This window comes from Lysobacter sp. Soil_N_51 (assembly GCF_057655755.1).
The window spans coordinates 132,316-157,331 of the sequence record NZ_JBDGLR010000009.1 but is presented as its reverse complement, the minus strand read 5'-3'; the positions used below and the strand labels follow the sequence as shown (position 1 = coordinate 157,331).

Annotated in this window: 17 protein-coding genes and 1 riboswitch; of the genes, 12 read left to right on the top strand and 5 right to left on the bottom strand. The window is 68.3% G+C overall.

Features of this window, described 5'->3' with window-relative positions; all coding sequences use genetic code 11:
* Positions 1–254: 254 nt before the first annotated feature.
* The 4 genes from AC3A4T_RS18360 (at position 255) to AC3A4T_RS18345 (ending at position 9,660) form a co-directional block, all read left to right on the top strand.
* Complete coding sequence (locus tag AC3A4T_RS18360; protein ID WP_487676680.1) at positions 255–2,249, top strand: autotransporter assembly complex protein TamA; 1,995 nt, start codon at positions 255–257, stop codon at positions 2,247–2,249.
* A gap of 30 nt (positions 2,250–2,279) precedes the next feature.
* Positions 2,280–6,170 (top strand): translocation/assembly module TamB domain-containing protein, encoded by a 3,891-nt coding sequence (locus tag AC3A4T_RS18355; RefSeq protein WP_487676679.1) that lies wholly within the window; start codon positions 2,280–2,282, stop codon positions 6,168–6,170.
* A gap of 618 nt (positions 6,171–6,788) precedes the next feature.
* Positions 6,789–8,966 carry a M66 family metalloprotease gene (locus AC3A4T_RS18350; protein WP_487676678.1) on the top strand — a complete coding sequence of 726 codons (2,178 nt, stop codon included), beginning with the start codon at positions 6,789–6,791 and terminating at the stop codon, positions 8,964–8,966.
* A gap of 151 nt (positions 8,967–9,117) precedes the next feature.
* On the top strand, positions 9,118–9,660 hold the full coding sequence (locus AC3A4T_RS18345) for a DinB family protein (protein ID WP_487676677.1): 543 nt from the start codon (positions 9,118–9,120) through the stop codon (positions 9,658–9,660).
* A 29-nt stretch (positions 9,661–9,689) separates the two neighbouring features.
* Here the strand turns inward: AC3A4T_RS18345 and AC3A4T_RS18340 are convergent, their stop codons facing one another.
* From AC3A4T_RS18340 to mutM, 3 genes are all read right to left on the bottom strand, one after another.
* Positions 9,690–12,515: a serine/threonine-protein kinase gene (locus tag AC3A4T_RS18340; RefSeq protein ID WP_487676676.1), complete on the bottom strand. Its 2,826-nt coding sequence runs from the start codon at positions 12,513–12,515 to the stop codon at positions 9,690–9,692.
* Between the two features lie 137 nt (positions 12,516–12,652).
* Complete coding sequence (locus AC3A4T_RS18335; protein ID WP_036107887.1) at positions 12,653–13,225, bottom strand: ECF-type sigma factor; 573 nt, start codon at positions 13,223–13,225, stop codon at positions 12,653–12,655.
* A 387-nt stretch (positions 13,226–13,612) separates the two neighbouring features.
* Entirely contained in the window at positions 13,613–14,425 is an 813-nt protein-coding gene (mutM, locus tag AC3A4T_RS18330; RefSeq protein ID WP_487676675.1) for a bifunctional DNA-formamidopyrimidine glycosylase/DNA-(apurinic or apyrimidinic site) lyase, read from the bottom strand.
* Between the two features lie 71 nt (positions 14,426–14,496).
* On the opposite strand from mutM, the gene AC3A4T_RS18325 reads away from it, so the two are divergent.
* From AC3A4T_RS18325 to AC3A4T_RS18290, 8 genes are all read left to right on the top strand, one after another.
* On the top strand, positions 14,497–15,465 hold the full coding sequence (locus tag AC3A4T_RS18325; RefSeq protein WP_487676674.1) for a CHAD domain-containing protein: 969 nt from the start codon (positions 14,497–14,499) through the stop codon (positions 15,463–15,465).
* A gap of 312 nt (positions 15,466–15,777) precedes the next feature.
* Positions 15,778–16,983, top strand: coding sequence for a DesA family fatty acid desaturase (locus tag AC3A4T_RS18320; protein WP_487676673.1), 1,206 nt, complete (start codon positions 15,778–15,780; stop codon positions 16,981–16,983).
* Between the two features lie 421 nt (positions 16,984–17,404).
* The gene (locus AC3A4T_RS18315; RefSeq protein ID WP_487676672.1) at positions 17,405–17,572 is read left to right on the top strand and encodes a hypothetical protein; all 168 of its coding nucleotides are present in this window, start codon (positions 17,405–17,407) and stop codon (positions 17,570–17,572) included.
* 237 nt (positions 17,573–17,809) lie between these two features.
* Complete coding sequence (locus tag AC3A4T_RS18310) at positions 17,810–18,160, top strand: EF-hand domain-containing protein (RefSeq protein ID WP_487676671.1); 351 nt, start codon at positions 17,810–17,812, stop codon at positions 18,158–18,160.
* A 151-nt stretch (positions 18,161–18,311) separates the two neighbouring features.
* Complete coding sequence (locus AC3A4T_RS18305; protein ID WP_487676670.1) at positions 18,312–19,118, top strand: kanamycin nucleotidyltransferase C-terminal domain-containing protein; 807 nt, start codon at positions 18,312–18,314, stop codon at positions 19,116–19,118.
* A 608-nt stretch (positions 19,119–19,726) separates the two neighbouring features.
* Positions 19,727–20,542 (top strand): hypothetical protein, encoded by an 816-nt coding sequence (locus tag AC3A4T_RS18300; protein WP_487676669.1) that lies wholly within the window; start codon positions 19,727–19,729, stop codon positions 20,540–20,542.
* A 144-nt stretch (positions 20,543–20,686) separates the two neighbouring features.
* Entirely contained in the window at positions 20,687–20,872 is a 186-nt protein-coding gene (locus AC3A4T_RS18295; protein WP_487676668.1) for a hypothetical protein, read from the top strand.
* A gap of 439 nt (positions 20,873–21,311) precedes the next feature.
* A riboswitch (glycine riboswitch) is annotated at positions 21,312–21,419 on the top strand.
* A 191-nt stretch (positions 21,420–21,610) separates the two neighbouring features.
* Positions 21,611–22,216 (top strand): trimeric intracellular cation channel family protein, encoded by a 606-nt coding sequence (locus AC3A4T_RS18290; RefSeq protein WP_487676667.1) that lies wholly within the window; start codon positions 21,611–21,613, stop codon positions 22,214–22,216.
* A 135-nt stretch (positions 22,217–22,351) separates the two neighbouring features.
* Here the strand turns inward: AC3A4T_RS18290 and AC3A4T_RS18285 are convergent, their stop codons facing one another.
* Both AC3A4T_RS18285 and AC3A4T_RS18280 read right to left on the bottom strand, forming a co-directional pair.
* Positions 22,352–22,933 carry a uracil-DNA glycosylase family protein gene (locus AC3A4T_RS18285; protein ID WP_056110416.1) on the bottom strand — a complete coding sequence of 194 codons (582 nt, stop codon included), beginning with the start codon at positions 22,931–22,933 and terminating at the stop codon, positions 22,352–22,354.
* Positions 22,934–23,138: 205 nt separating this feature from the next.
* Positions 23,139–24,803, bottom strand: a complete 1,665-nt coding sequence (locus AC3A4T_RS18280; RefSeq protein ID WP_487676666.1) for an MFS transporter — start codon at positions 24,801–24,803, stop codon at positions 23,139–23,141.
* Positions 24,804–25,016 lie beyond the last annotated feature (213 nt).

Below are 25,016 nucleotides of genomic sequence, written 5' to 3'. Positions count from 1 at the left end.
CGCCGCGGGATGAGCGGCGCGGCTGCGCCCATCCCGGCGCCATGCGCCGCCCACGAGCCTTGATTCGGCGAATCCGTAGCCGCTCCCCGGCCCACGCCGCCGGCTTTCATGCACCCGCGGCAGCGGCGGGAAGCACACACCACCCGTACCCGTGCCACGCCTCACGCCGCGTTAACGCGGAAAGTCGGCCGAACCCTCACTATCACCGGGAAAATCCGTAAGCAATACAAGTCCTTGCCGGTTATCCTTCACGCATGCCAGTCATTTTTCGTCTCGCCTTCGCCGCCGTTTCCAGCTTTGCCATCGCTGGGGCGGCGCAAGCCGCTCAGGTGAGCAAGGTGGAGATCCATGGCCTCGACGAGGCCATGACCCAGAACGTCCGCGTGTCCTTGTCGCTGGTCGATACGATCGGCAAGGACGTGTCCGGGCGCCGCCTGGGCTATTTGCTGCGCGAGGCCGAGAACGAGGCGCGCGAGGCGCTGGAGCCGTTCGGCTATTACTCGCCGACGATCAAGGTCGAGGATTCGCGCGGCACCCGCCGGATCGCGGTCAGCGAGGGCACCGACCCGAATGCGCCGGCCGAGGGCGATCGTTCTGCCGCCGATGTGGGCGCCGCGACCGACACCGGAAGCGACGCGCGCAGCGCCGGCAACGCGGCCGCCAGCGACACCGCCGCGGATCGAACCGCAACCACACCCGTCGACGCATCCGCGCAAGCCGCGCCGGCGCGCGCCGCGTCGACGCCGATCACCGTGACCCTCACCATCGACAAGGGCGAACCGGTCAAGGTGCGCCGCTCCGATGTCGCCATCCTCGGCGCCGGCAGCGACGACCGTTACCTCAAGCAGGACCTGGCCGCGTTCAAGCCCGGGCCGGATCAGGTGTTCGAGCACGCGGCCTACGAGGCGAGCAAGACCAAGATCAGCCGGCGTCTGGCCGAACGCGGTTACTTCGATGCCGATTTCACCTCGCGCCGGGTGGAGGTGACGCGCGCGGAACATGCGGCGGACATCGATCTCGTGTGGACCAGCGGCCAGCGCTACGACATGGGCCCGATCACCTTCGAGCAGACGCCCCAGCGGATCATCCGCGACAGCCTGCTCGAGCGGCTGGTGTACTGGGAACAGGGCAGCTACTACCACCAGCGCAAGCTCGACACGTTTCGCGAGTCGCTGGCGCGGCTGGACTATTTCGCCAGCATCGACATCGAACCGCAGCCGGATCAGGCGGTCGACGGCCAGGTGCCGGTCAAGGTCACCCTGACCCCGGCCAAGCGCAGCATCTACACCGCCGGCCTGAGCTACGGCACCGACAGCGGCGCCGGCGTGCGCCTGGGCGTGGAGCGGCGTTACCTCAACGACCGCGGCCACAAGGCGCTGGCGCAGGTCGATTTCGCCCAGCGCCGCAAGACCGCGACCCTGCAATACCGCATTCCCGCGTTCGCCTGGCTCGACGGCTGGTACACCTTCAGCCTGCAGGGCACCGACGAGCAGACCGACTACATCGATTCGCGCCGGGTCGAACTGGTCGCCAGCCGCAGCGGCAAGATCAACCGGCACTGGACCGCGACCGCCTCGTTGCACGGCCTGCGCGAGCGCTGGGCCTATGCCGACGAGGACGACAACGATCCAGGCACGCCGGTCGACTACCGCAGCGCGACCTTCCTGTATCCCTCGCTGCGCGCGGAGTACATCGATGCCGACGACCGCCTGTATCCGCGCAACGGCATCAGCGCCACCGGCATGCTGCGCGGTGGCCTCGAGGGCGCCGGTTCCGACGCGAATTTCCTGCAGGCCCATCTGACCGCGCGCTGGTACAAAGGCCTGGGCGCGCGCAGCCGTTTGATCACCCGCGGCGAACTCGGCCACACCTTCACCGATGCGCTGGTCGACCTGCCGCCGTCGTTGCGCTTCTACGCCGGCGGCGACCGCAGCGTGCGCGGTTACGAGTGGCGCGAAGTGGGGCCGCGCATTCCCGCGATCCCGGGCCGCAAGGCGTTCGCGCTCGGCGCGAAGAACGTGATCACCGGCAGCGTGGAATACGAGCAGTACTTCAACGACAGCTGGGGCGGCGCGGTATTCGTCGACAGCGGCAGCGCCTTCGACGACAGCCCGGACATGCGTACCGGCGTCGGCGTCGGCGTGCGCTGGCGCTCGCCGGTCGGACCGTTGCGGGTCGACATCGCGCGCGGCCTGGACGATCCGGATTCGGGTTTCCAGCTCTACATCAACATCGGCGCCGATCTGTAAACCCCGCGGCCAGGACGACCACGCAACGACATGAGCGATACGCCGAAAACCCCAGAGGAACTGCGCCTTGAAGCGCTGATCGAACGGCGTCGCCGTCGTCGCGCCGCGGCCAAGCGCTGGGCCTGGCGCAGCAGCCTGGCGGCCGGCGTGCTGACCTTGCTGATCGCGTTCGCGATCTATTGGCTGATCTCCACCGTCGCCGGCCGCGACGTGCTGCTCGCGCAGATCGTCGCGCGGCTGCCGGCCGATTCCACCTTCACCTGGAAATCCGCCGAAGGTCCGGTGTCCGGTCCGCTGACCCTGCGCGACGTGCGCTTCGCCTACAAGGACACGGTGTTCACCGCGCAGCGCATCTATCTGGAACCGGCGCTGCGTCCGCTGCTCGGACGCAAGCTGCGCGTGGACGCGCTGCAGGTCGACAACGCGACCTTGTCGATCGCCAAGAGCGACGAACCCTTCGAGCTGCCGCGTTGGCCCGAAGTGCTGCCGCAGATCGAACCGCCGCTGGCCTTGCAGGCCGACGACGTGCGCATCGACGGCTTCAAGCTGAGTCAGGGCGGTGAGCATCTGATCGACGTGCGCCATCTGCGCGCGGGACTGGATGCGCAATCGGGCAAGCTGCATGTCGAAAAGCTCGACGCCGACACCGACCGCGGCCATTTCACCCTGCATGGCGATTACGAGCCGCGCAACGATTTCAAGACCGACCTGCTCGCCACCGCGGTGCTGCCGAGCGCGCCCGGACGCACGCCGCCGCGGCTGGGACTGGTCGCGCGTGGCGATCTGTCGCGCATGGACGTGGCGGTGGCCGGCGCCGCGCCGGGGCCGGTGCGCGTCACCCTGACCTTGCGCGGCAAGGACGATCCGAACTGGAAGCTGCATGCGCGCAGCGACGCGCTCGATATCGGCCTGCTGACCTCGCCGCAGGCCACGCCCAGCGAAACGCCGATGGCCTTGCGTTTCGATGCGGCCGGCGTCGGCGGCAATGCCGATCTCAATGGCGAGTTCCGTCAGGGCGATCTCGACATCAAGGTGCTGCCGTCGAAGGTGTCGCTGAAAGATCAGGTGCTCGACGTGCAGCCGCTGGCGCTGCAATTGTTCGACGGCACCGCGACCTTGCGCGGCCGTGCCGATTTCACCGATGCCGATAACGGTCAGTTCAAGTTCTCGATCAGCGCGCGCGGCCTTACGTGGGGCGGGAAAGCCGCGCCGACCACGCTGAAGTCGGTGGCCAAACCCTCGCAGGTCGCGCAGACGCCAGATACTCCGGCTGTGACGCTCGAAAGCGCCGACCTCGGTTTCGCCGGCACGGTCAAGGCCTGGGCCGCGATCGGCACCGCGCGCCTGCTGCGCGACAAGCAAGCGGCGACGGTCGAGTTCGACGGCCGTGGCAACGATCAGCGCATGACCCTCAACACGCTCAAGGCGAAGATGCCGACCGGCGCGCTCGACGGTAGCGGTGAGGTCGCGTGGGCGCCGTCGCTGGGTTGGGATGTCAAGGCGACCTTGTCGGGTTTCGATCCGGGCTACTTCGCGCCGGAATTCAAGGGCGCGATCGACGGCAAGCTCGCCAGCACCGGCGCCACCCGCGCCGACGGCGGCCTGGAGATCAAGGCCAGCGCCGATCAACTCGGCGGACGCCTGCGCGATCGTCCGCTCGGCGGACGCGGCAATTTCGTCATGCACGGCGCCGCCACCGGCAAGAGCGACGACTCGTTCGAAGGCGACGTGGCGCTGAGCCTCGGCGGCAGCCGCATCGACGCCAAGGGCAAGTACGCGCAGGCCATCGATCTCGATGCCAAGTTCGCGCCGCTGCAGCTCAACGATCTGCTGCCGAGCGCGGCGGGCAGCGTCAACGGCACGCTCAAGCTCAGCGGCTCGCGCAACGCGCCGAACATCGACGCCGATCTGAGCGGCAGCGGGTTGAAGTGCGGCGATTACAAGGCCGCCAGTTTCAGCGCCAAGGGCCGTCTGCCGTGGCAGGGCCGCGGCGGCGAACTGGCCGTGCGTGCCAGCGAGATCGATGTCGGTCTCGCGTTGTCGTCGTTGAATGTGGATGCGCGCGGCGCGGTGGAATCGCTGCAACTGCAGGCGCAGGCGCGCAGCGAGGTGGCCAATCTCGATCTGTCCGGCAACCTGGACAAGCGCGGCGCGACCTGGCAAGGCGCGCTGGCGTCGTTGCAGCTCGCGCCGAGCAAGGGCGCAACGTGGCGTCTGCAGCAGCCGGCGCAGTTCCGTTGGGACGGACGCAACGGCGCGCTGAGCAATGCCTGTCTGGCCTCGAGCAGCGGCGGGTCGTTGTGCGCGAGCGCGGATTGGCCGCGCCGCGGCGTCGATCTGAAAGGCCAGGGCCTGCCGTTGTTGCTCGCCCAGGCCTATCTGCCCGAACGCGCCGACAAGCGGCCGTGGGTGTTGCGCGGCGAGATCGCGCTCGACGGCGAACTGCGTCCGGTCGGCAATGGCTGGCGCGGCCAGTTCAATGTCAGCTCGGCCGGTGGCGGCCTGAAATTCAGCGAACGCGCGCGGCGCGAATTGCTGCGTTATAACGCGCTGTCGCTCAAGGCCAGTTTCGATCCGAACAAGCTCAACGCCGAACTCAAGGCCGGCTTCAACGACGACGGCCGCATCGACGCCACCATCGCCACCGGCTGGGACGCGTTCGCGCCGTTGTCGGGCACGGTCGCGGTCGACACCGACGAACTGACCTGGGTCGAGTTGTTCTCGCCCGACATCGTCGAGCCCAAGGGCAAGCTCGAAGGCCGCATCACCTTGAGCGGCACGCGTTCAAAACCGCTGCTCGGCGGCCAGGCGCGTTTGTCGCAGTTCACCACCGAAGTGCCCTCGCTCGGCATCGTGCTGCAGGACGGCGATGTGCGCCTGGACGCGCAGCCTGACGGCAGCGCGCGCATCGCCGGGAGCCTGCGTTCGGGCGAAGGTACGTTGAACATCGACGGCAGCCTCGGTTGGCAGGGCGACGACACGCCGCTGGTGCTGAACCTGCGCGGCACCAACGTGCTCGCCTCCGATACCCGCGATCTGCGCGCGGTCGCCAATCCCGAATTGACCGTGCGCTACGCCGCCAAGCAGCCCTTGAACGTGACCGGCAAGGTTACGATCCCGTCGGCGCGCATCGACCTGGAACGTCTGGATCAGGGCGTGTCGGTGTCCGAGGACGTGGTGGTGCTCGATCCGGTCGATCCGGAAAACACCGGCAGCTCGCCGCTGGAACTCGATCTGACCTTGGCGATCGGCGACGACGTCAAGCTCAACGGCTTCGGGCTGGAAGGCAAGCTCGGCGGACAGATGCGCGTGCGTTCGCGTCCGGGCCGCGAGATGACCGCGAACGGCGCGCTCAACATCGAAGGCCGCTACACCGCGTACGGACAGAAGCTGCAGATCAGCCGCGGCAATCTCAACTGGAACAACGGGCCGGTGTCCGATCCGATCCTCGACGTGCGCGCCGAGCGCGAAGTCGGCGCGGTCAAGGCCGGCGTCGATATCAGCGGACGGGTCAGCTCGCCGCAGGTCAACGTCTGGTCCGATCCGGCCAGTTCGCAGTCCGAGGCTTTGGCCTATCTGGCGCTCGGCCGGCCGCTGTCGTCGGTCAGCGGCGACGAGAACAAGCAGCTCAACGCGGCGAGCGCGGCCTTGTCGGCCGGTGGCGGCCTGATCGCTTCGCAGCTCGGCGCCAAGATCGGCCTGGACGATGCCGGCGTGATGGAAAGCCGCGCGCTCGGCGGTTCGGTGCTCGGCGTCGGCAAGTATTTGTCGCCGCGCCTGTACGTCGGCTACGGCGTGTCCTTGCTCGGCACCGGCCAGGTGCTGACCTTGAAGTACCTGCTGCGCAAGGGCTTCGATATCGAGATCGAGTCGAGCACGCTGGAGAATCGCGCGTCGATCAACTGGCGCAAGGAAAAATAAGCGCGCGTGCTCATGGATCGGCGATGTCGGTCTTGAGCACGAACGTGGCCGGGCCGTGGAGGTTGGCGATGCGGCACCGGCGACAGGCCCGCGCATTGGCCGGGTGAAACGAAAGTTTTTTCAGTCGTAATCTTTCGCTACGCGTAAGGCTTCGTGGTTTCGCGGGCAGGTTGAATTTCGCGCAAATATGCGCGGCCCTCACGATTTAATCCGGCTCGGGCGAGTTCGCGCGCGATGGCTCGCAGTCTTCGGATCGCGCGCGCCATGATTCGCTGTGTCGCTCGCTGAGCATCGCCATACAGCGACGTATTTCGTCGGGACTGTGCAGGTAATCACAGCTTGAACGCACATCGTCGCGTGCATCGCGCATGCATGCGTGACCCAGCGTGCTAGCGAATCCCGGCATGTTCACCGGTGCGCGCGAGTCGCGCGTATCGCGAGTTCCGCAATCCTGCGCGGATGCCGCGCGCAATGCGGCGACGCATCGTAATTGCATGGGTATGATGCCGTCCGCCGGATCGTGGGGAGACGATCGCGCTTCGCGGCGACGGCCACTACGCAGGATGCTCATTCGTTGTTCGCAGGCGCGTGCCGAGATCCGCGCCTTGGGGAGTCATCATGCAGACCATTCGTTACGCCAAGACCGTGTTGTGCCTGTCCATCGCGCTGACGCTGAGCGCGTGCGGCGGCGGTGGAGGCGGTGGCGGCAAGGGCGGCGGAAATTCGCCGGGGCCGACCGCGCCGCCGACCACGCCTCCCACCACGCCGCCGCCGAATCCACCGACCAATCCACCGCCGGGCGCGTCGGCGCTGGAGATCGCCGCACTCGAACTGGCCCAGACCCACGTTCTGCCCGAAGCCGGGCTGAGCTGGACGCTGCGCGCGGCCAAGGAAAGCCTGCACGCGACGGGCGGACGCGAAACGCTCGCGCTGCTGCGTCTGTCGGCCGACAATGCCGGCAATCCGCAGTTGGAGGGTTGGGCCAACGGCGTCCAGCTCGGTACGCTGGCGCTGGCCCAGTCGATTCCGGCCACCGAGGCCGGCGGCGCGGCGTATCCGGGCGCGCGCTACAGCGCGACCTTGCCGGCCGCGTGGCTGGTGCCGGGGCTGCAGCTGCGCGTGCGCGCCGACAATTACCGCGTCGGCGCCTTCCGCGCGCCGATCGTCGGCGCCGACAGCCCGGTGACCTTGCGGGTATTGCCGTTCTATCTGTTCGGCGCCAACGAAACCAATTCGGTGCCGCTGGCGACCACCGGCGCGCCGGATGCCGGCACCGTCGGCGAGATCTTCGCCAAGTGGCCGGTGGCCAGCGTGGTCGCGCAAAACCATCCGGCGCAGCGGGTGGTGTGGCCGACGCTGTCGATCGCGCCGAGCGGCGGCAAGCCGGCTTATCTGGCTCATAACACCAACGAGGAGCAGGCCGGCTTCCAGATCCTGGGCGCGGCCTTGGACGTGCTCGGCGGCCTGTTGGCGGCCAATGGCGAATCGTCCGGTCCGGTCCAGTACTACGCGCCGCTGATCCTGTTCAACGCCAGCGGCAAGATCACCGGCGCGGGCGGCGGCCTGGGCTCGATAGGCGGCGACACCGGCACCGGCGATTACGCCTACAGCGGCATCTTCATCCACGAGCAGGGCCACGCGATGGGCCTGCCGCATCAGGGCGAGGCCTACAACGACGGCAAGTACCCGTATCCGGCGGGCAGCTTGAACGGATCGGTGTGGGGCTACGACAGCACGCGCAAGGAATTCCTCGCGCCGTTCGTGCCGGCCACCGCCTCGCGTTATCGCACCTGCGCCGGCGACACCTTCAACGGCACGCCGCGCCAGATCGATGCGCAAGGCCGCTGCATCAAGCAGGACCCGATGCAGAGCGGCTCCGGCGATCAGGCCCGCGACTATCGCTTCGCGACCTTCTCCGACTACAGCACCGCGATGATGCAGCGTCATCTGGAGGGCACCACCAGCATCGACAGCAAGGGCGCGCGCGTCTATTCCGGCGGCAGCATCGTCGCCGACGCCGCCTTTCCCGGAGGTTACAAGCGCTGGGACACGATCGATCGGCGCTGGATCAACTTCACGCCGAGCACCGAGAGCAACGGCCTGTACGGTTTCAATCAAGGGTTGCCGGAACGGCGCGACGTGCCGGTCCAGGGCATCGCGATCGCTTACAGCAACGCCGGCACCGCCGGGGTGTCGCAGATCTATCCGCCGATCGCGTATCGCGGCAACCTGCAGCGCTACGTCGATCCGTCCGATGCGGTGCAGCGCGCCAGCATCGTGCCGAACACCGGCACCTACGCGTGGTACTGCCAGAACGGCGGCTGCGACTACACCGTGCGGGTGACCTACGCCGACGGCAGCCAGCGTCACGTGGTGCTGCAGAACGGGTTCCGTCCGTGGTTCGGCGCCACCGCGGCGCCGCCGGCCAGCGCCAGCGATCCGAACAACGGCGACAGCTTCGTGACCTGGGTAATCAACGTGCCCGCCGACAAGGCGGTCACGCGGATCGAGTTGCTGGATACGCCCATGGTGTGGAATGGCTTGCCGGCCAGGCCGACCGTGCTGCTGTCGCGCGACGTGCCGACGGTGGGCGCGCGCGCAGCCGAAGCCGGCGCGATGGATGCCGCCTGCGTTGAATTGGCGACGGTGGCGGTGCCGCGCACGGCCGCGCCGGAACCGCGCTGCGCCTCCACGCCGCGTCCGGTCCAGTTGCCGGTGGGGCAGGCGGCCGCGGAGCAGTCGGTCACCGCGCAACTCGGCCTGCGCTATCTGCTCGGCAAGATGTTCGGGCACTGATCGCGCGTGGTTGTCCGGCCGTGCCCTGTTCGCGATCGCGGGCAGGGCGCGGCCATCGGCCATGCATTCAGCGCACGGTGCAGCCGACGACACTGAGAGTCGGCGGCGCGGGCGGTTAGACTGACCGCGCCGAACGATAGGAACCTGGCGGATGAATCTGCGCGAACACGCGGTGTTGATGGCCGCCTACAACCGCTGGATGAACGAGCAGGTCTACGCCGCCGCCGCGCGTTTGCCGGCGGCGGCGATCGCCGAGGACCGCGGCGCGTTCTTCGGCTCCATTCTCGGCACGCTCAACCATCTGCTGATCGCCGACACGATCTGGCTGCACCGTTTCGCCGCGCATCCCGCGGGTTTCGCCACGCTGGAACCGATCCGGACGACGGCGCCGCCACGCGACCTGCGCGCGACGCCGCATGCGGATCTGCCGTCGCTGCGCGCCGCGCGCGAACGACTCGACGGCGTCATCGACACCTGGGTCGACGAGCTCAGCGAGGCCGATCTGGATCACACGCTCGCTTACGCCAACACTAAGGGCATCGCATCACGGCGGCGCTTCGGCAGCCTGGTGATGCACTTCTTCAATCACCAGACCCATCACCGCGGCCAGGTCAGCACCTTGTTGACCCAGGCCGGGGTCGATGTCGGAGTAACCGACCTGCTGATGTTGATTCCCAGCCTGGATAGCGACTGATCGAGCGTCGCGACCGATCGCGTCGGCGATTACTGCGCGATGCACGCCTCGCGGATCGCCTGCACTTCGCGTCCCACTTCGCTGCCGTCGGGCCGCGCATCGTTGATCGCGCGCAGCAGTCCGTCGAGCTTGGCCCGCGCCTGACCGCGTTCGTCGCCGGCGCAGCGCGCCTGCGCGGCATAGGCCTGCGCGCGCCAGCCGAGTTTGCGCAGTTCCTCGTCGGTGGTCGGCAGGCCCGACAGCGAATCCAGTTGCGCCAGCGCGGCGGCGTCGCCGGCCTGGGCCTGGACGCGGGCCAGGTCGAGTTCGACGTGGCGGGTGTGCGGATGGCGTTCGCCGTAATGCTTGCGGGTCAGGGTCAGCGCGTTGCTCAAGCGACTCAGGCCGCGCTTGCGTTCGCCCAGGGCGATATCGATATCGCCGAGCAGGCGATCGGTGTCGCCGACGACGCCGCTGTCGGCGCCGAAGTGCTGCGCGCGCAGGCGGCGGCTTTCCTCGAGCAAGGGCTTGGCCTGCGCGTCGCGGCCGGCGGCGTGCAGCACCAGCGCCTGGTTGAACAACAAGTCGGCCAGCGCATCCGCCGCCGGTTGCTTGCGCGCGACCGCGACCGCGCGATCGAGTTCGCTCACGGCCCGCTCCAGGTCGCCGCGTTCCCAGGCGATGATGCCCAGCGCGCTGTAGGTGCCGGCCAATTGCGGGCTGCCGGCGCCGAGCCGTTGCGTGAGCAGGCCGCGGATCAGTTCGAACTCGCTTTGCGCCTGCGCGAATTGGCCTTGATCGACATGCAGGCCGGCCAGTTGGCGGCGCACTGCGAGCGTGGCCGGATGCTGCGCGCCGTTGACTTCCAGGGCGATGGCCAAGGCATCGCGGGCATCGCGTTCGGCATCGTTGACCTGACCCAGCTCGCGCCGCAACGCGGCCAGACTGCGGCCGATCTCGACCTGCAGCGGATGGCGGTCGCCGACACTCTGCTGCAGGCGACGACGCGCCTGTTCGAAGCCATGCAAGGCTTCGCGGCTCTGCCCGGCGTCGGCCTGCAGGCTGGCCAGGTCCATCAGGTTCTCGACTTCGCCGACGTCGGTGTTCTCCTGCATTTCGCGGCGCACCGCCAGCGAGCGCTCGAACAACTGGCGCGCGCCCTGGCGTTCGCCGTTGGCGCGCCGGCAGCGGCCCAGTTCGGAATAGAACTCGCTCGATTGCAGCGGCAACTGCGCCTGTTCGCGCCGCGCCAGCATCAGTTCGGGCTGCATCAGCGCGGCGCAGTCGCGCGGCTGGTTGAGCAGGCGCAGCACCTTGCCGCGCTGAGTCAGCGACTGCAGGCGCAGGCTGGGGGGAATGTCGTCGGTGGAGGCCATGATCGTGGCCTGGCGTTCGAGCAAGGCGCGCGCTTCGCCGTAGTCGCCCAGGCCGGTGCGCATGCGCGCGATCACCCCGAACAGTTCGGCGCGCGCGCGCGGCTGACGCGCGAGTTCGCGATTGCCGCGCGCGACCGAGGCATCGAGCAGGCCGCGCAGGTCCAGCGCTTCGCCCTCGGGCGTGCCGCGCGCGCTTTCGAACAGGCCGACCATGAAATCCTGCATCGCCTGCGCGCGCGCCGCTTCGCCGACCGCTTCGCGCGCCTGCCAGGCGACGATGCCGAGCGCGGCGCTGAGCACCACCGCGACCAACGCCGCGGTCGCCAACGCCCAGCGATGCCGCGCGACGTATTTGTTGAAGCGATAGCGCAGGCTCTGCGCGCGCGCGAGCACCGGGCGGCCGGATTCGAACCGTTGCAGATCCAGCGACAGCGCTTCGACCGACGGATAACGTTGCTCGGGCCGCTTGGCCAGAGTCTTGAGCACGATGTTGTCGAGATCGCCGGCGAGCTGGCGGCCGAGCCGGCGCAGCGACACCGGATCGATATCGGCATCGTCGTTGTCGGCGTAACGCAGCACCGCCTGCGAAGGCCGCAGTGGGTCGGCGGCGAGGATCGCCTCTTCCCATTCGGCGTCGGTCTGGCGCTTGAGCCGATAGGGTTTGGAATCGGTCAGCAGTTCGTACAGCACCACGCCGAGCGAATACACGTCGGTCATGGTCGTGACCGGTTCGCCGCGCACCTGTTCGGGCGCGGCGTAGTGCAGGGTGAACGCGCGCGCGCCGGTGCGGGTCTGCTCGGGCAGGGGCACGTCGCTGCTGTCGAGCAGCTTGGCGATGCCGAAGTCGAGCAGGCGCACGTCGCCAGCCGGGGTGACCATGATGTTGGACGGCTTGAGGTCGCGGTGGACGATCAGGTTGGCGTGGGCGTGGCTGACCGCGTCGCAGATCTGCTGGAACATGCGCAGGCGCTTGTCCAGCGGCGTGCGCTGATTGCGGCAGTAATCGGTGATCGGCTCGCCTTCGACGTACTCCAGGGCGAGATACGGCAGGCCCTCGCGGGTCACGCCGGCGTCGAGCAGACGGGCGATGTGCGGATGGGCGAGGCGGGCGAGAATCTGGCGTTCGCGGGTGAAGCGGGTGCGCAAGTTGGTGTCGGCCAGGCCCGGCCGCAGCAGTTTCAACGCGACCCGGCGCTGGTACAGACCGTCGGCGCGCGAGGCCAGCCAGACCTGGCCCATGCCGCCTTCGCCGAGCAGGCTTTCCAGCCGATACGTGCCGACCTCGACGCCGGGGCGCATGCCGACGTTCTGCGGCGGCACCAGCGGTTCGGCGAGAAAATCTTCGTGGCCTTCTTCCAGGCCGATCAGTTCGCTCAGTTCGTCGGCCAGCGCGGGATCGTCGGCGCGCAGCTCGCGCAGGCGTTCGGCGCGCGCGCCCGGTTCCAGCTCGAGCAGGGCGTCGAGCAGCGGAGACAGACGTTGCCAGCGCTCGGCGTCCATGCGCGATCAGGCCGCGGCGCGCGGCGCGGCGAAAACTTGCGTGGCGGCGAAGCCGGCGATGAACTGGGCGGCGGCGTGCATGGCGATGCGCATGACGGCGGGGCGCGCGGCGCGAATCATCGGCGCGACCGCGGCCGTCAGCGGTTGGGCTCGTCCTGCAGCGAGGCCAGCAGGAACAAGCGGGCCTTCTGCCAGTCGCGGCGGATGCTGCGTTCGGAGCGTTGCAGCAGCGCGGCGATTTCCAGTTCCGACAGGCCGGCGAAATAACGCAGTTCGACCACCTGGGCCAGACGCTGATCGACCTGCGCGAGTTTGGTCAATGCGGTGTCGAGGCCGAGCGTGTCTTCGTCCAGACGCAGACCGCCTTCGACGTCTTCGGGCAATTCGGTGACCCGGTGCAGATCGCCGCCGCGCTTTTGCGCGAGCCGCTGGCGGGCGTAGTCGACTACCACGCTGCGCATGGCCGACGCGGCGTAAGCGAAGAAATGCGCGCGATCGTCGAACTGCGCCTCGCGGCGGCCGACCAGTTTGAGGTAGGCCTCGTGCACCAGCGCGGTCGCGTCCAAGGTCTGCCCGTGCTGGCCGGCCAACTGGCGCCGCGCCATCGTGTGCAGTTCCTGATACAGCGTCGCCAGCACGCGATCGAGCGCGCCGCGATCGCCCTCGCGGGCGGCATCCAACAGGATGGTGATGTCAGCGCTATCGGCCATATGCCCCTCGACTCCTTGCGACTATAGCGCGTTCATCTTCCCTTGGTAGCGACAAGCTTGGCACCAATCGCACCTGCGCCGGCTGGATTTTAGCGGTGTCGCCTGAAAATCCCAGGCGCAGAAAATACCCCGCCACGCTAACGCGCGTGGTCGCATTCGGATGACAGGCCGGTTGAGCGGCATCGGCGGACGCGGCGGGTGTCGCCGGATCGGCGCGGCGAGATCGCCTAACCGCGCGCGGACGCGCCGACGCGGGCGAGGCTCGCGTCGGCCACATCGGTTTGCGAAGGCGATGGCCGCGCCCGCGAAACGCGGGCGCATCAACGTCCGCCGCGCGCGCCCGTGGTTTCCAATCGCCGCGAATTCAGCGCCCGCGCCGCCACGCGATCAACGCTGGCAATGCCCGCACCACACCGTCGTGCGCTGGCCGATGCTGGCCTGCTTGAGCGGCCGTCCGCAGCGCGGGCAGGGTTCGCCGCCGCGTCCGTAGGCGGCCAGTTCCTGTTCGAAATAGCCCGGCGCGCCGTCGGGGCTGATGAAGTCGCGCAAGGTCGTGCCGCCGCGCTGGATCGCGTAGCCCAGGATGGTCTTGATCGATTCGGCCAGTTGCAGGTAACGCTCGCGCGCGACCTTGCCGGCGGCGCGCAACGGCGACACGCCAGCGGCGAACAACGCTTCGGCGGCATAAATATTGCCGACGCCGACCACGACTTTCTGATCCATCAAAAAAGTTTTCACCGGCGCCTTGCGCCCGCGGCTGAGTTCGAACAGATAGTCGCCGTCGAACTCGTCCGACAGCGGCTCCGGGCCGAGATCGCGCAGCAACTCGTGGGTCTCGCCGGGCGCTTGCCACAGCAGGCAGCCGAAGCGGCGCGGGTCGTTGAAGCGCAGCACGTGATCGGAATCGAGCAGCAGGTCGACGTGGTCGTGCGCGCGCACCGGCGTGTCGGCCGGCAACACCCGCAGGCTGCCGGACATGCCCAGGTGCAGCAGCGCGCTGCCGGCGGCGGTGTCGAGCAACAGGTACTTGGCGCGGCGGCGCACCGCGTCGATGCGCTGGCCGGGCAGGGTGTCCTCGATCGCCAACGGGATCGGCCAGCGCAGGTCGGGCCGGCGCAGGATCGCGGTGACCACGCGGCGGCCTTCCAGGTGGGGGGCGAGCCCGCGTCGGGTGGTTTCGACTTCAGGTAATTCAGGCATGTGCCCAGCGTACTATCCCGGTCAAGGCCCCGCGCCATCGCGGGCGGGCCGCCATTGAGGGAGTCCGTGCGATGCCGCAGGCGAGCGAATCCGAGGAGGCTGCCAACGGGGCGCGATCCGGGCCGCGTTCGGGCCTGGACTTCGGGCCAGACCCAGGCCGCGGATCGCAGCGCGCCGCAGCGGCCGCCCGCGACGCCGGCGGCGATCCGGCATCGGCCAGCGACACACCGCCACGCCCGCCCGGCCTGCGCCTGCGGGCCTACGCCACTCACGAAGTCGATCAGGCCCTGGATGCGTTGGGCTGGCGCGGCAGCCGCATTCACGCCGGGGTTCATCTGGCGCGCAAGAACCTGCGCCGCGCCCGCGCGACCCTGGCCCTGGGCGGGCCGGCGCTCGGCCCGGGCGCGGCCTTGATCGACCGCGAACTGCGCAAGCTCAACGACGGTCTGTCGGCCCTGCGCGATGCGCATGCGCTGGTCGAAACCTTCGATCGCCTGCTGCGCCAGCACAGCGACGCCGAGGTTCGCGCATTGCTCTCGCGCACACGGCGGCGCGCCGCGACCGCGCGTGCGCAGGCCGCGCGCGAGGCGCGCATCGACGATCCGGATCTGGGCGCGCGCCGCTCGCTGTTGCGGGTGTTGCGCGCCGGCCTGCGCGCCTTGCCCTGGGCCGGATTGCAGCCCGAGCATTGGCGCGAAGCGGTGGTGGTCAGCCTGGCACGGGTCGCGCGCGCGGCCGAAAACGCGCGTCGCAGCGGCGACGACGAGGACTGGCACGGCTGGCGCCGGCGCGCGCGGCGCCTGTCGCAGCAGCAGCGCGCCTTGAAGACGGCCAAGCTCGGCCGCGACGCGCCGAAGTTCGACAAGCACCAGATCGAACGCCTCGGCGAGGCGCAGGACCTCAACCTGCTGCTGGACCACTGCGGCAAGCGCTCGCTGTTCGGCAAGCAGGACCGGACGGCGCTGCGGCGGTTCGCCCAGGCCGAACTCGCGAAATCGCGGGTGCTGATCGCCGGCGGCGGGGGCGGCGGCACGGACTGACGCAGGGAGCGCGTCGGCGGAAGGATTTCGGCCCGCCGAGACGTCGCCGCGGGCATGGCTAGGAGCCGCCGCATACCACCCCGATCACCCTGAACCGCTCAGCCGTGCCCGCTGCGCGCCGGCTTGCCCGTTGGAATCCACGACCCCATCACAAACGCCTGTGCAGGACCTGCAGCCGTACCGGCGCGAACGGTGGGCGAGAGGTGGCATGATCGCCTGCACAACTGTCTTTTAATTGGTTCAAACTGTCCGTTGCCGGCCCCGTCGGTTGCACCGTCGGCCACCGGACCCTCGCCGCTCCCGGAGTCCGCAATGCCCGCGTTTCTGATCGATTTCCTCGCCGGTGGCCTGATCCAGGCCAGCTTCTGGGAACTGGCCGTGTATTTCCTGGTGGTGACCCAGCTGACGATCATGTCGGTGACCTTGTACCTGCACCGCTCGATGGCGCACCGCTCGGTCGACTTCCATCCGGCGCTGGCGCACGTGTTCCGGTTCTGGACCTGGCTGACCACCTCGATGATCACCAAGGAGTGGGCGGCGATCCATCGCAAGCACCACGCCAAGTGCGAAACCGAGGAAGACCCGCACAGCCCGCAGTTCAAGGGCATCGACACGGTGATGTGGCGCGGCGTGGAGCTGTACCGCGAAGCGCGCGCCGAGCGCGACGACATCGAGAAGTACGGCAAGGGCTGCCCGGACGACTGGATCGAACGCAAGCTCTACACCCCGCACGCGACCAAGGGTCCGGTGCTGTTGCTGCTGCTGAGCTTCGCCCTGTTCGGTTTCGCCGGCGTGGCGATCTGGGCGCTGCAGATGCTGTGGATTCCGTTCTGGGCCGCCGGCGTGGTCAACGGCCTGGGCCATTGGTGGGGCTATCGCAATTTCGAGACCACCGACACCGCGACCAACCTGACCCCGTGGGGCTTCTGGATCGGCGGCGAAGAACTGCACAACAATCACCACGCCTTCCCGAGCTCGGCCAAGTTCGCGTTGCGCAAGTGGGAGTTCGACATCGGCTGGACCGTGATCCGCGGCCTGAGCGTGCTGCGCCTGGCCAAGGTGCTGCGCGTGGCGCCATCGCTGGACGTGCGTCCGAACATCGCCATGCCCGACGGCGAAACCTTGAAGGCGCTGCTGGCGATCCGCTTCCAGGCCATGACCGACTATTACCGCAACGTCACCCTGCCGGCGCTGCGCGAGGAAGCCGGCCATGCCGGCGACCGCATGCGTTCGCTGCCGCGCCGCCTGCGCAAGGGCCTGGCCGACGGTGGCCGCTGGCTCGACGGCGATGCGCGCGCGCGTCTGCAGCACTGGATCGACGAGCGTCCGCGCATGGCCACCGTGGCCGATTTCCGCCAGCGCCTGGCGCAGGTGCTCGACGACCGTTCGCACGACGCCCAGGCCACCCTGGCGCGCTTGCACGCGTGGTGCGTGGAAGCCGAGGCCAGCGGCATTCAGGCGTTGCAGCAGTTCTCGGCGCGGCTCAAGGGTTATGCGCTGGCGCCCGCGCGTCACTGAGCGCGGCGACAAGCGGCAAACGCAAACCCGCGCAGCGATGCGCGGGTTTTTTATTGCGCGGGCATTGGTCGCCGTGCAGCGGTCAATGCCGTGTCCGGATCGCGTCCAGCGCCACGATCGGCTTGCACTTGCGACGGCGCCGATTGCGGCGTGGCAGACGCGGGTGTAGCGTCGATATCGGCCATTGCCGCGCCCACTCCGCCGCGGCTACACGGAAGGTGCCGCATGCACAAGGACATCGATGTCCGACCCGCCCAACCGGCCTGCGAAACGTATTCGATCACGCCGCCATCGCCACGCTGGGTCCGTCGCGCCTCGCTCGCGCGCGAGCCCGCCGATAATTCAAGGACGATCCTTCGCCACCCCTGACGCGGCCGGCCAGGGACGGCAGCCGCGATCGATCTGCTCAATGGAGAGAGCCATGAACGTTCGTACCAAGCGCACCAAGCTGTTGCTGTTGGCCACGCTGTTCGCCGCGGGACTCGGGTTCGGCGTCGCTCACGCCGACCGTCCGTATGCCGAAGGATGCTTGCCGAAGGCCGGCTGCGACTTCGGCGGCTACGAGTTCGGCTGCTGCGATCCCGAGTAAGGCCGCGCCTCGTTGCAATCCCCGCATGTCCGAGGCCACCGGCCTCGGGCATGCGGGCTGGGTGCATGTGGGTTGTCGCCGCGGCGCGCAGCGACGACTGCGTTTCGAACGCGATCATCGACGCCGTGGATGCGACTGGTCGTCCGCCACGTTGTGCCTGGCGCCTCGTCGCACCCACTTGCCTGCATTGCGCTACGGCCTCACCCTTCGCCGCAGGTCTTCCACGGTCCCGCGTTCATGCCGTATCGCTCGCTCGCCTTCGTTGTGTGCCTGTTGCCCGCCACGGTCGCGGCCCAAGCTGCGGGCCCGGTTACGTCCACCGGCGACTACCTCTCGCGCATGGACGCCGACGGCGACGGCAAGATTTCGCTGATCGAATACCAGGACTGGCTGAGCTACGCCTTCGATGCGATGGACGCCAATCACGACGGCGTGCTCGACGTGCAGGAGCAACCACCCGGCAGGCGCGGTCACCTCGCGCTGACCCGCGAGCAACATCGCATGACCCTGGCCGAACGGTTCGGCAAGCAGGATCGCAATCGCGACGGCTGGCTCGACGCGCGCGAACTCGCTTCCCCGCCGCAGTAGCCGCACTCGCCTCGCATCCGCCGCGCGTGGCGACGGCGATGCGCGCGAATCGAGCGTATCGGCCTGTTTCTCCGCACCCGGTCGCAATGCACGGACCGCGCAATTGCCGCGTTCGTGCATCGCGTGGTACCTAGTCTTGATGGAATACGCCTTGCCCCGCGGCGAACTCGACACCTTGTTCGCCGGCCCCCAATCGGTCACCTGCGAACAACGCCGCGAACTGGTCGATGCGATCGTCGAGCAACTGCGCGAGCAGCACGGCGAGCGCCTGCTCGCGGTCGCGCTGTACGGATCGACCGCCCGCGACGACGACGGCCCGTACTCGGACGTAGAACTGTGGGCGGTGCTCGACGACGGTGCATTCGGCATCGATTTCGACCAGTCGCTGGAATGGGTGCACGGCCGCGGCAAGGCCGAGGTCAATCTGTATTCGCGCACCGCGGTCGAGGACTGCGCACGCAGCGTCGAAGAAGACTGGGCGCTCAGCCACGGCCAGTTCGTGCATGCGCGCGCGCTGTGGATCGCGCCCGATCACGGCACCCTGGTCGAAACCCTGCGCGCGCTCGCCGCGCATCCCGAGGACGAGGCGGTCAATCGCGCGCTGTCCGAACTCGTGGTCGGCGAGCTGTACGAATTGATCGGCAAGCTGCGCAATCGTTTCGCGCGCAAGCCGCTGACCCTGCTGGCCGCCGAATTCGCCCAGCACTTGGCGTGCCTGATCGGCCTGGCCGAGCGGCATGTGTTCGTGTCGGCCGGGACGATGTTCGACGAAGCCGCCGACCTGCCCGGCCCGGACGGCGCGGCGGCCTTGTTCAAGCGGATCGATCGGGGCGACCTGAGCGACGACATCGCGGTGAGCGCGGCGATCGAACGGGCCTGGGCCGGGATCGAAGCCTGGGCCGGCGAGGTGTCGTTGAACGACAGTCTGCTGCAACGCTGCATGGCGGGGACGCGCTGAGCGATCGGCCGCGCGGAGCGATCGTTCGCCTCTGCCCTCATCCGGCCCTTCGGGCCACCTTCTCCCGCTTGCGGGAGAAGGGCATGTCGCCGCGCTCTTGATTGATCCTGCGCGCGCGACACGGCCTGGCGGCACCTTCGGCGAAAAAGCCCCTCTCCCGTTTACGGGAGAGGGGTTGGGGTGAGGGCCCTCGAACACTCGCGCGAATGCCTTCTTCCGGCAGCCCTCATCCGACCCTTCGGGCCACCTTCTCCCGCTTGCGGGAGAAGGGTATGTCGCCGCGCTCTTGATTGATCCGGCGTGCGCGACACGGCCTTGCGGCACCTTCGGCGAACAAGCCCCTCTCCCGTTTACGGGAGAGGGGTTGGGGTGAGGGCGAACATCCGCCCGCTCGGCCAACTTCCCGCATCCGCGCGCACGCCCATCGCCGGCCGCGCGGCGAGCCCGGCAAAACGACGATACTGGCGCCCTCGGCAGATAACCGATTCCGTCGCCTCACGGAGCGCGCATGCCAGCTCTGCTGCACCCATGGCTCAGCGAGGCCCGCATCGCTGGCGCGCGCGGGTGGCGGCTGGCGGCGCAACCGCGGCGCGATCGCGTTGTGGGCGTTGTCGATCCTGCTGCCGCGCAGCTTGCGTTTGTCCTCCAGCGAAGTGGCGATGCTGCCGGCCGCGGTGCCGCGCCTGGTCGCGCAGCTGCCGTTGCCGTTCGCGCTGCTCGCGCTCGCCGTGGCCTATGCGATCGCGCGCGGCCGCTCGATCGCGCTGGACGCGCGGCTGCGCCACGGTTGGTGGGCGGCCGCGCCGATCGCTCCGGCCGCCACGACCCGCACCCTGATCGCGCTCGCGTTCGCCTCGACCTTGCTGGCGATGCTGATCGCCGCCGCGGTGCTGATCGCGTTCGGCGGCGAGGCCGCGCAGGTGCGCAGCGCATGCTGGGTCGCCGCCGACGGGATCGGCATCGGCGCGTCGTTCGGCTTGATCTCGGCCTTGCGCCATCGCCGTCATCCGCGTCATCGCCTGCGCGAAGGCGCGCGCCAGCCGTTGTTCGGCTTGCGCTGGCTCGACGACGCGCGCCTGCCGCATCTGAGCGACTGGCAACGACGCGACGCGCTGCTGCGCTGGCGCCGCGGCGGGCACGCGTGGATGGTCGGCGCGGTTCTGGCGGCGTTGCCGAGTTCGACCGCGGTCGCCGCCGACCGCTTGCTCGCCAGCACGCTGCGTGCGCCGCGTGCCTTCGCTCGCGCGGTCTGGCGCTATCCCGCGTTCGCCTTCGTCTGCGCGGCCGCGCTGATGCTGCTCGGCGCCGCGCTGCTGTCGCTGAGCTGGCGCGCCGCGCCGGTGTTGCTGGCGATCGTGCTGGTGTTGTCGCTGCCGGCGCTGTCCGGCCTGCGTCGCGTCCATCGCCCGGCGTCGCCGCGATGAGCTTCGTTCTCGAACTCGACAACTTGCAGCATCGCTACGACGAACACGACGTGCCGCGATGAACCGCTCAATGGGCTCGATCCGCTGAGCGCGTATGCGCTCAAGCATCACCTGCAACGGCTCGCGGCCGAACGCGGCACCGCGGTGTTGCTGGCGACTCATTCGCTGGATGTGGCCGAGCGTTTCATCAATCGCGCGGTGCTGTTGGTGGACGGCCGATTGCAGCGCGAATGGCCGAGCGATGAGCTCGACGCGATCCGCGCAGATCCGGTGCGGTCGTTGGAGCAGTCGATGGTCGAGGCCCTGACCGATCCCGCGTCGCCGCGTTGATCGAAGCCGCTCCTGCAAGGGGGGGCGGGATTGCGATTCCGCTTTTGCTGTTCCCCCCTTTGCAAAAGGGGGCAGGGGGATTCGCTTTTGCTTTTTGGCTTTATCAATCAAAGCAACGGCAGCGGCAACGTCCAAAGCCAAAGCCAAAGCCAAAGCGAATCCCCTCTCCCCCCTTTTGCAAAGGGGGGAACAGCAACAGCATGAACTGGGGCAGTTGCGGTTACTCAGCCACTGTGCAGCGCAACTACAATAGGGGCATGGCCGGAGGTTCACCGCGGCGATCAGGCCACAGTCCGCGCAACCATCGTTCGCACCGGCACCTGCTACCATCCGCCCCGTTCGCAGAAGAGTGGCGCCGGCCCCGCGGCCGATGCCCGCCGAAGGCGCAGGCTCCCATAATCGCTCAGGCTCGGCCGTTCGGCCGAAACACTGCGGACACCATCGCCGATCTGGAGAGAGGCCGCCACGCGGCCCACCGAAGGGGCAAGCGGGCCGACGCGAACGCGCCGGGCCGCCCAAACTCTCAGGTAAAAGGACAGCGGGAGCGGCGCCGTGGCCTTCGTCGTTCGACGATGCCGCGCAAACTCATGAGTGCATGCGCGCTGCGCGGCCCGCCGCCGCGCAGCGTCGCTTCGCGCGCGCCGCCACGGTCGGTGGTCGCATGCGGGGCATCGCATCACGCGTGGTGTTTGCGTCGCATGGCTACGGTTCTCCCGCATCGTCCTACGGAGCACCGCCATGTTGCTGCAGATCATCTACCTCATCGCCATCAGCGCCGAAGCCATGACCGGCGCGCTGTCCGCCGGGCGGCGGCGCATGGACCTGTTCGGCGTGGTCATCATCGCCTGCGTCACCGCGCTCGGCGGCGGCTCGCTGCGCGACATCGTGCTCGGCCACTACCCGCTGGGCTGGGTGCGCCATCCCGAGTACCTGGGCTACACCATCGGCGCGGCGATCGCGGCTACGTTCCTGGCCAAGAAACTGCATTACCTGCGCCGCACTTTCCTGTGGCTGGACGCGCTGGGCCTGATCGCATTCACCCTGATCGGCTGCGCGGTGGCGCGCGAAGCCGGCCATCAGCCCGCGATCGTGGTGATCGCCGGCATGCTGACCGGTGCGTTCGGCGGCGTGTTGCGCGACGTGCTGTGCAACGAGATTCCACTGGTGTTCCAGCGCGAGTTGTACGCGGTGATCTCGCTGTTGACCGGCGTGGTCTATCTGCTGCTGTTGCGCCTCGGCGTGGCCGAAAACGTAAGTGTGTTGCTATGCCTCGGCGGCGGTTTCGCGCTGCACCTGCTGGCGATCCGTTACGAGTGGGAAATGCCGAAGTTCGTTTATCAGTGATCGCGACGGCATGACCCGAGCGCGAACGACGAGCTTGAATGATGCGACGGCGATCGGAGCGATCCAGGCGCTCACGCGAGCCCCGGCTTCGTCTGACTCAGTTGCGCGCCAATCGATTCGGCGTCATTGGCTTGATCAATCGGCAAGCACCTGCGCGACCCGCTCGCGCAGCAGCGGCACCAGTTCGCGTTCGAACCAGGCATTGCGCTTGAGCCACAGATTGTTACGCGGGCTCGGATGCGGCAGCGCGACCACGGTGGGCCAAGTGTCGCGCCATGCCAGCACGGCCTGGGTCAATGACGCGCCGGCGTCGGGCAGGTGATAGGCCTGCGCGTACTGGCCCACGACCAGGGTCAGTTGCAGATGATTCAAGCGCGACATCAGCCGCGCGCGCCAGGTCGGCGCGCATTCCGGTCGCGGCGGCAGATCGCCGGCGCGGCCGGTGCCGGGAAAGCAGAACCCCATCGGCAGGATCGCGACCCGCTCGGCGTCGTAGAACAGCTCGCGCGACAGCCCCAGCCACGCGCGCAGCCGCTCGCCGCTGGCATCGTCGAACGGGATGCCGCTCTCGTGGACCTTGCGTCCCGGCGCCTGCCCGGCGATCAGGATCCGCGCACTCGCGCCCACCTGCACCACCGGCCGCGGCCCGTGCGGCAGGTGCGCTTCGCAACGGGTGCAGGCGCGCACCTCGTCCAGCAGGGTCGGCAGGGAGGACATGGCCCGATGCTAGGGCTTGCCAGGGCCGGCGTCGATGCGCGGCGTTCAGGTCCCGCGCCTGGCCGGCCGGCAGGCAATTCGTGTGCGACCGGCGTCGCAGTTGCGATGGCATCTGGCACGACGCCCGTCATCGTTGCGATACGCAAACAACAACGCCGGCTTTCGCCGGCGTTGTCGCTTCGTGTGTACCGCAAGTTTCAGGCGATCACAAAGTGATATCGCGATCCTTGGTTTCCGGCAGGAACAGCGCGCCGATCACCACGGTCATCGACGCGACGATGATCGGATACCACAGACCGCTGTAGATATCGCCGGTGGCGGCGACGATGGCGAAGGCGGTGAACGGCAGGAAGCCGCCGAACCAGCCGTTGCCGATGTGGTACGGCAGCGACATCGAGGTGTAGCGGATGCGGGTCGGGAACAGTTCGACCAGCCATGCCGCGATCGGGCCGTAGACCATGGTCACCAACAGCACCAGGAAGGTCAGCAGCGCGATCACCATCGGCTTGTTGATCTGCGCCGGGTCGGCCTTGGCCGGATAGCCGGCGGTGGTCAATGCCGCGCTGAGTTCCTTGCCGAACGCCTCGGACTGCGCCTTGAACGCCGCGCTGTCGAGCGCTTCGCCCTCGAAGCTGTTCAAGCTCGCGCCGCCGATGCTCACCGTCGCCAGACTGCCGGCCGGGCCGGCCGCGTTGATGTAGGGAATGCCCTTCTTGGCCAACGCCGACTTGATCACGTCGCACGACTGCTTGAACGCGGCCTTGCCGACCGGATCGAACTGGAACGCGCAACGTTCCGGATCGGCGGTGACGGTGACCGGCGAAGCGGCGACCGCGGCTTCCAGCGCCGGATTGACGTTGTGGGTGAGCGCCTTGAACACCGGGAAGTAGGTGAACACCGCGATCAGGCAGCCGGCCAGCACGATCTTCTTGCGCCCGATCTTGTCCGACAGCCAGCCGAACAGGATGAAGCCGCCGGTGGCCAGCGCGAGCGCGATGGCGATCAGGATGTCGGCCTGGTTCGGGTCCATGCCGAGGGTCTTGGTCAGGAAGAACAGCGAGTAGAACTGGCCGCCGTACCACACCACCGCCTGGCCCGCGGTCGCGCCGAGCAGGGCGAGCAACGCGATCTTGCCGTTCCTGGAGAAGAAGCTCTCGGTGATCGGCGCCTTGGAGGTCTTGCCCTCGGCCTTCATCTGCTGGAACAGCGGCGATTCGGCCAACTGCATGCGGATCCACACCGACACGCCGAGCAGGATCACCGAGAACCAGAACGGGATGCGCCAGCCCCAGGCTTCGAAGTCGTCCTTGCCCAGCCAGTTGCGGCAGGCCCAGATCACCAGCAGCGACAGGAACAGGCCGATGGTCGCGGTGGTCTGGATGAAGCTCGTATACAGACCGCGCTTGCCGTTGGGCGCGTGCTCGGCGACGTAGGTCGCCGCGCCGCCGTACTCGCCGCCGAGCGCGAGGCCCTGCAGCAATCGCAACACGATCAGGATCACCGGCGCGGCGATGCCCATGGTGGCGTAACTGGGCAGGATGCCGACCAGGAAGGTCGAAATGCCCATCAAGACGATGGTGACCAGGAAGGTGTATTTGCGTCCGATCATGTCGCCGAGCCGGCCGAACACCAGCGCGCCGAACGGACGCACCGCGAAGCCGGCGGCGAACGCGAGCAGGGCGAAGATGAACTGGCTGGTCTCGTTGAGGCCGCCGAAGAACTGCTTGCCGATGATGACCGCGAGCGAACCGTACAGATAGAAGTCGTACCACTCGAATACGGTGCCGAGGCTTGAAGCGAAAATGACTTTCTTATGACCTTTGGTCAGCGGCGCGGTGGACGGCGGCGCGTTTGCGGCGGTGCTGGACATGTCTGTTCCCCCGAACAGTGGGAAGGAGCGGGCTTGGGGGCCCGCCGGGGTTTTCTGTGTCAGAAACGGTGTTTGATCGCAGCGCGCGAATCTCTCCCAACGTCATTCCCGCGAACGCGGGAATCCAGTGTCTTTAATCGCAGCGGCACGAAAGTCGCTGGATTCCCGCGTTCGCGGGAATGACGGCAGGAGAGAGCGCCGCGATCGGAACGC

Excerpts from the sequence above, each read along its gene's own strand:
- AC3A4T_RS18325 (WP_487676674.1), top strand. The coding sequence starts at position 14,497 with ATGCCGCAGGCGAGCGAATCCGAGGAGGCTGCCAACGGGGCGCGATCC.
- AC3A4T_RS18310 (WP_487676671.1), top strand. The coding sequence starts at position 17,810 with ATGCCGTATCGCTCGCTCGCCTTCGTTGTGTGCCTGTTGCCCGCCACG.
- AC3A4T_RS18335 (WP_036107887.1), bottom strand. The coding sequence starts at position 13,225 with ATGGCCGATAGCGCTGACATCACCATCCTGTTGGATGCCGCCCGCGAG.
- AC3A4T_RS18315 (WP_487676672.1), top strand. The coding sequence starts at position 17,405 with ATGAACGTTCGTACCAAGCGCACCAAGCTGTTGCTGTTGGCCACGCTG.
- AC3A4T_RS18280 (WP_487676666.1), bottom strand. The coding sequence starts at position 24,803 with ATGTCCAGCACCGCCGCAAACGCGCCGCCGTCCACCGCGCCGCTGACC.
- AC3A4T_RS18350 (WP_487676678.1), top strand. The coding sequence starts at position 6,789 with ATGCAGACCATTCGTTACGCCAAGACCGTGTTGTGCCTGTCCATCGCG.
- AC3A4T_RS18285 (WP_056110416.1), bottom strand. The coding sequence starts at position 22,933 with ATGTCCTCCCTGCCGACCCTGCTGGACGAGGTGCGCGCCTGCACCCGT.
- AC3A4T_RS18345 (WP_487676677.1), top strand. The coding sequence starts at position 9,118 with ATGAATCTGCGCGAACACGCGGTGTTGATGGCCGCCTACAACCGCTGG.
- AC3A4T_RS18355 (WP_487676679.1), top strand. The coding sequence starts at position 2,280 with ATGAGCGATACGCCGAAAACCCCAGAGGAACTGCGCCTTGAAGCGCTG.
- mutM (WP_487676675.1), bottom strand. The coding sequence starts at position 14,425 with ATGCCTGAATTACCTGAAGTCGAAACCACCCGACGCGGGCTCGCCCCC.
- AC3A4T_RS18290 (WP_487676667.1), top strand. The coding sequence starts at position 21,611 with ATGTTGCTGCAGATCATCTACCTCATCGCCATCAGCGCCGAAGCCATG.
- AC3A4T_RS18340 (WP_487676676.1), bottom strand. The coding sequence starts at position 12,515 with ATGGACGCCGAGCGCTGGCAACGTCTGTCTCCGCTGCTCGACGCCCTG.
- AC3A4T_RS18360 (WP_487676680.1), top strand. The coding sequence starts at position 255 with ATGCCAGTCATTTTTCGTCTCGCCTTCGCCGCCGTTTCCAGCTTTGCC.
- AC3A4T_RS18320 (WP_487676673.1), top strand. The coding sequence starts at position 15,778 with ATGCCCGCGTTTCTGATCGATTTCCTCGCCGGTGGCCTGATCCAGGCC.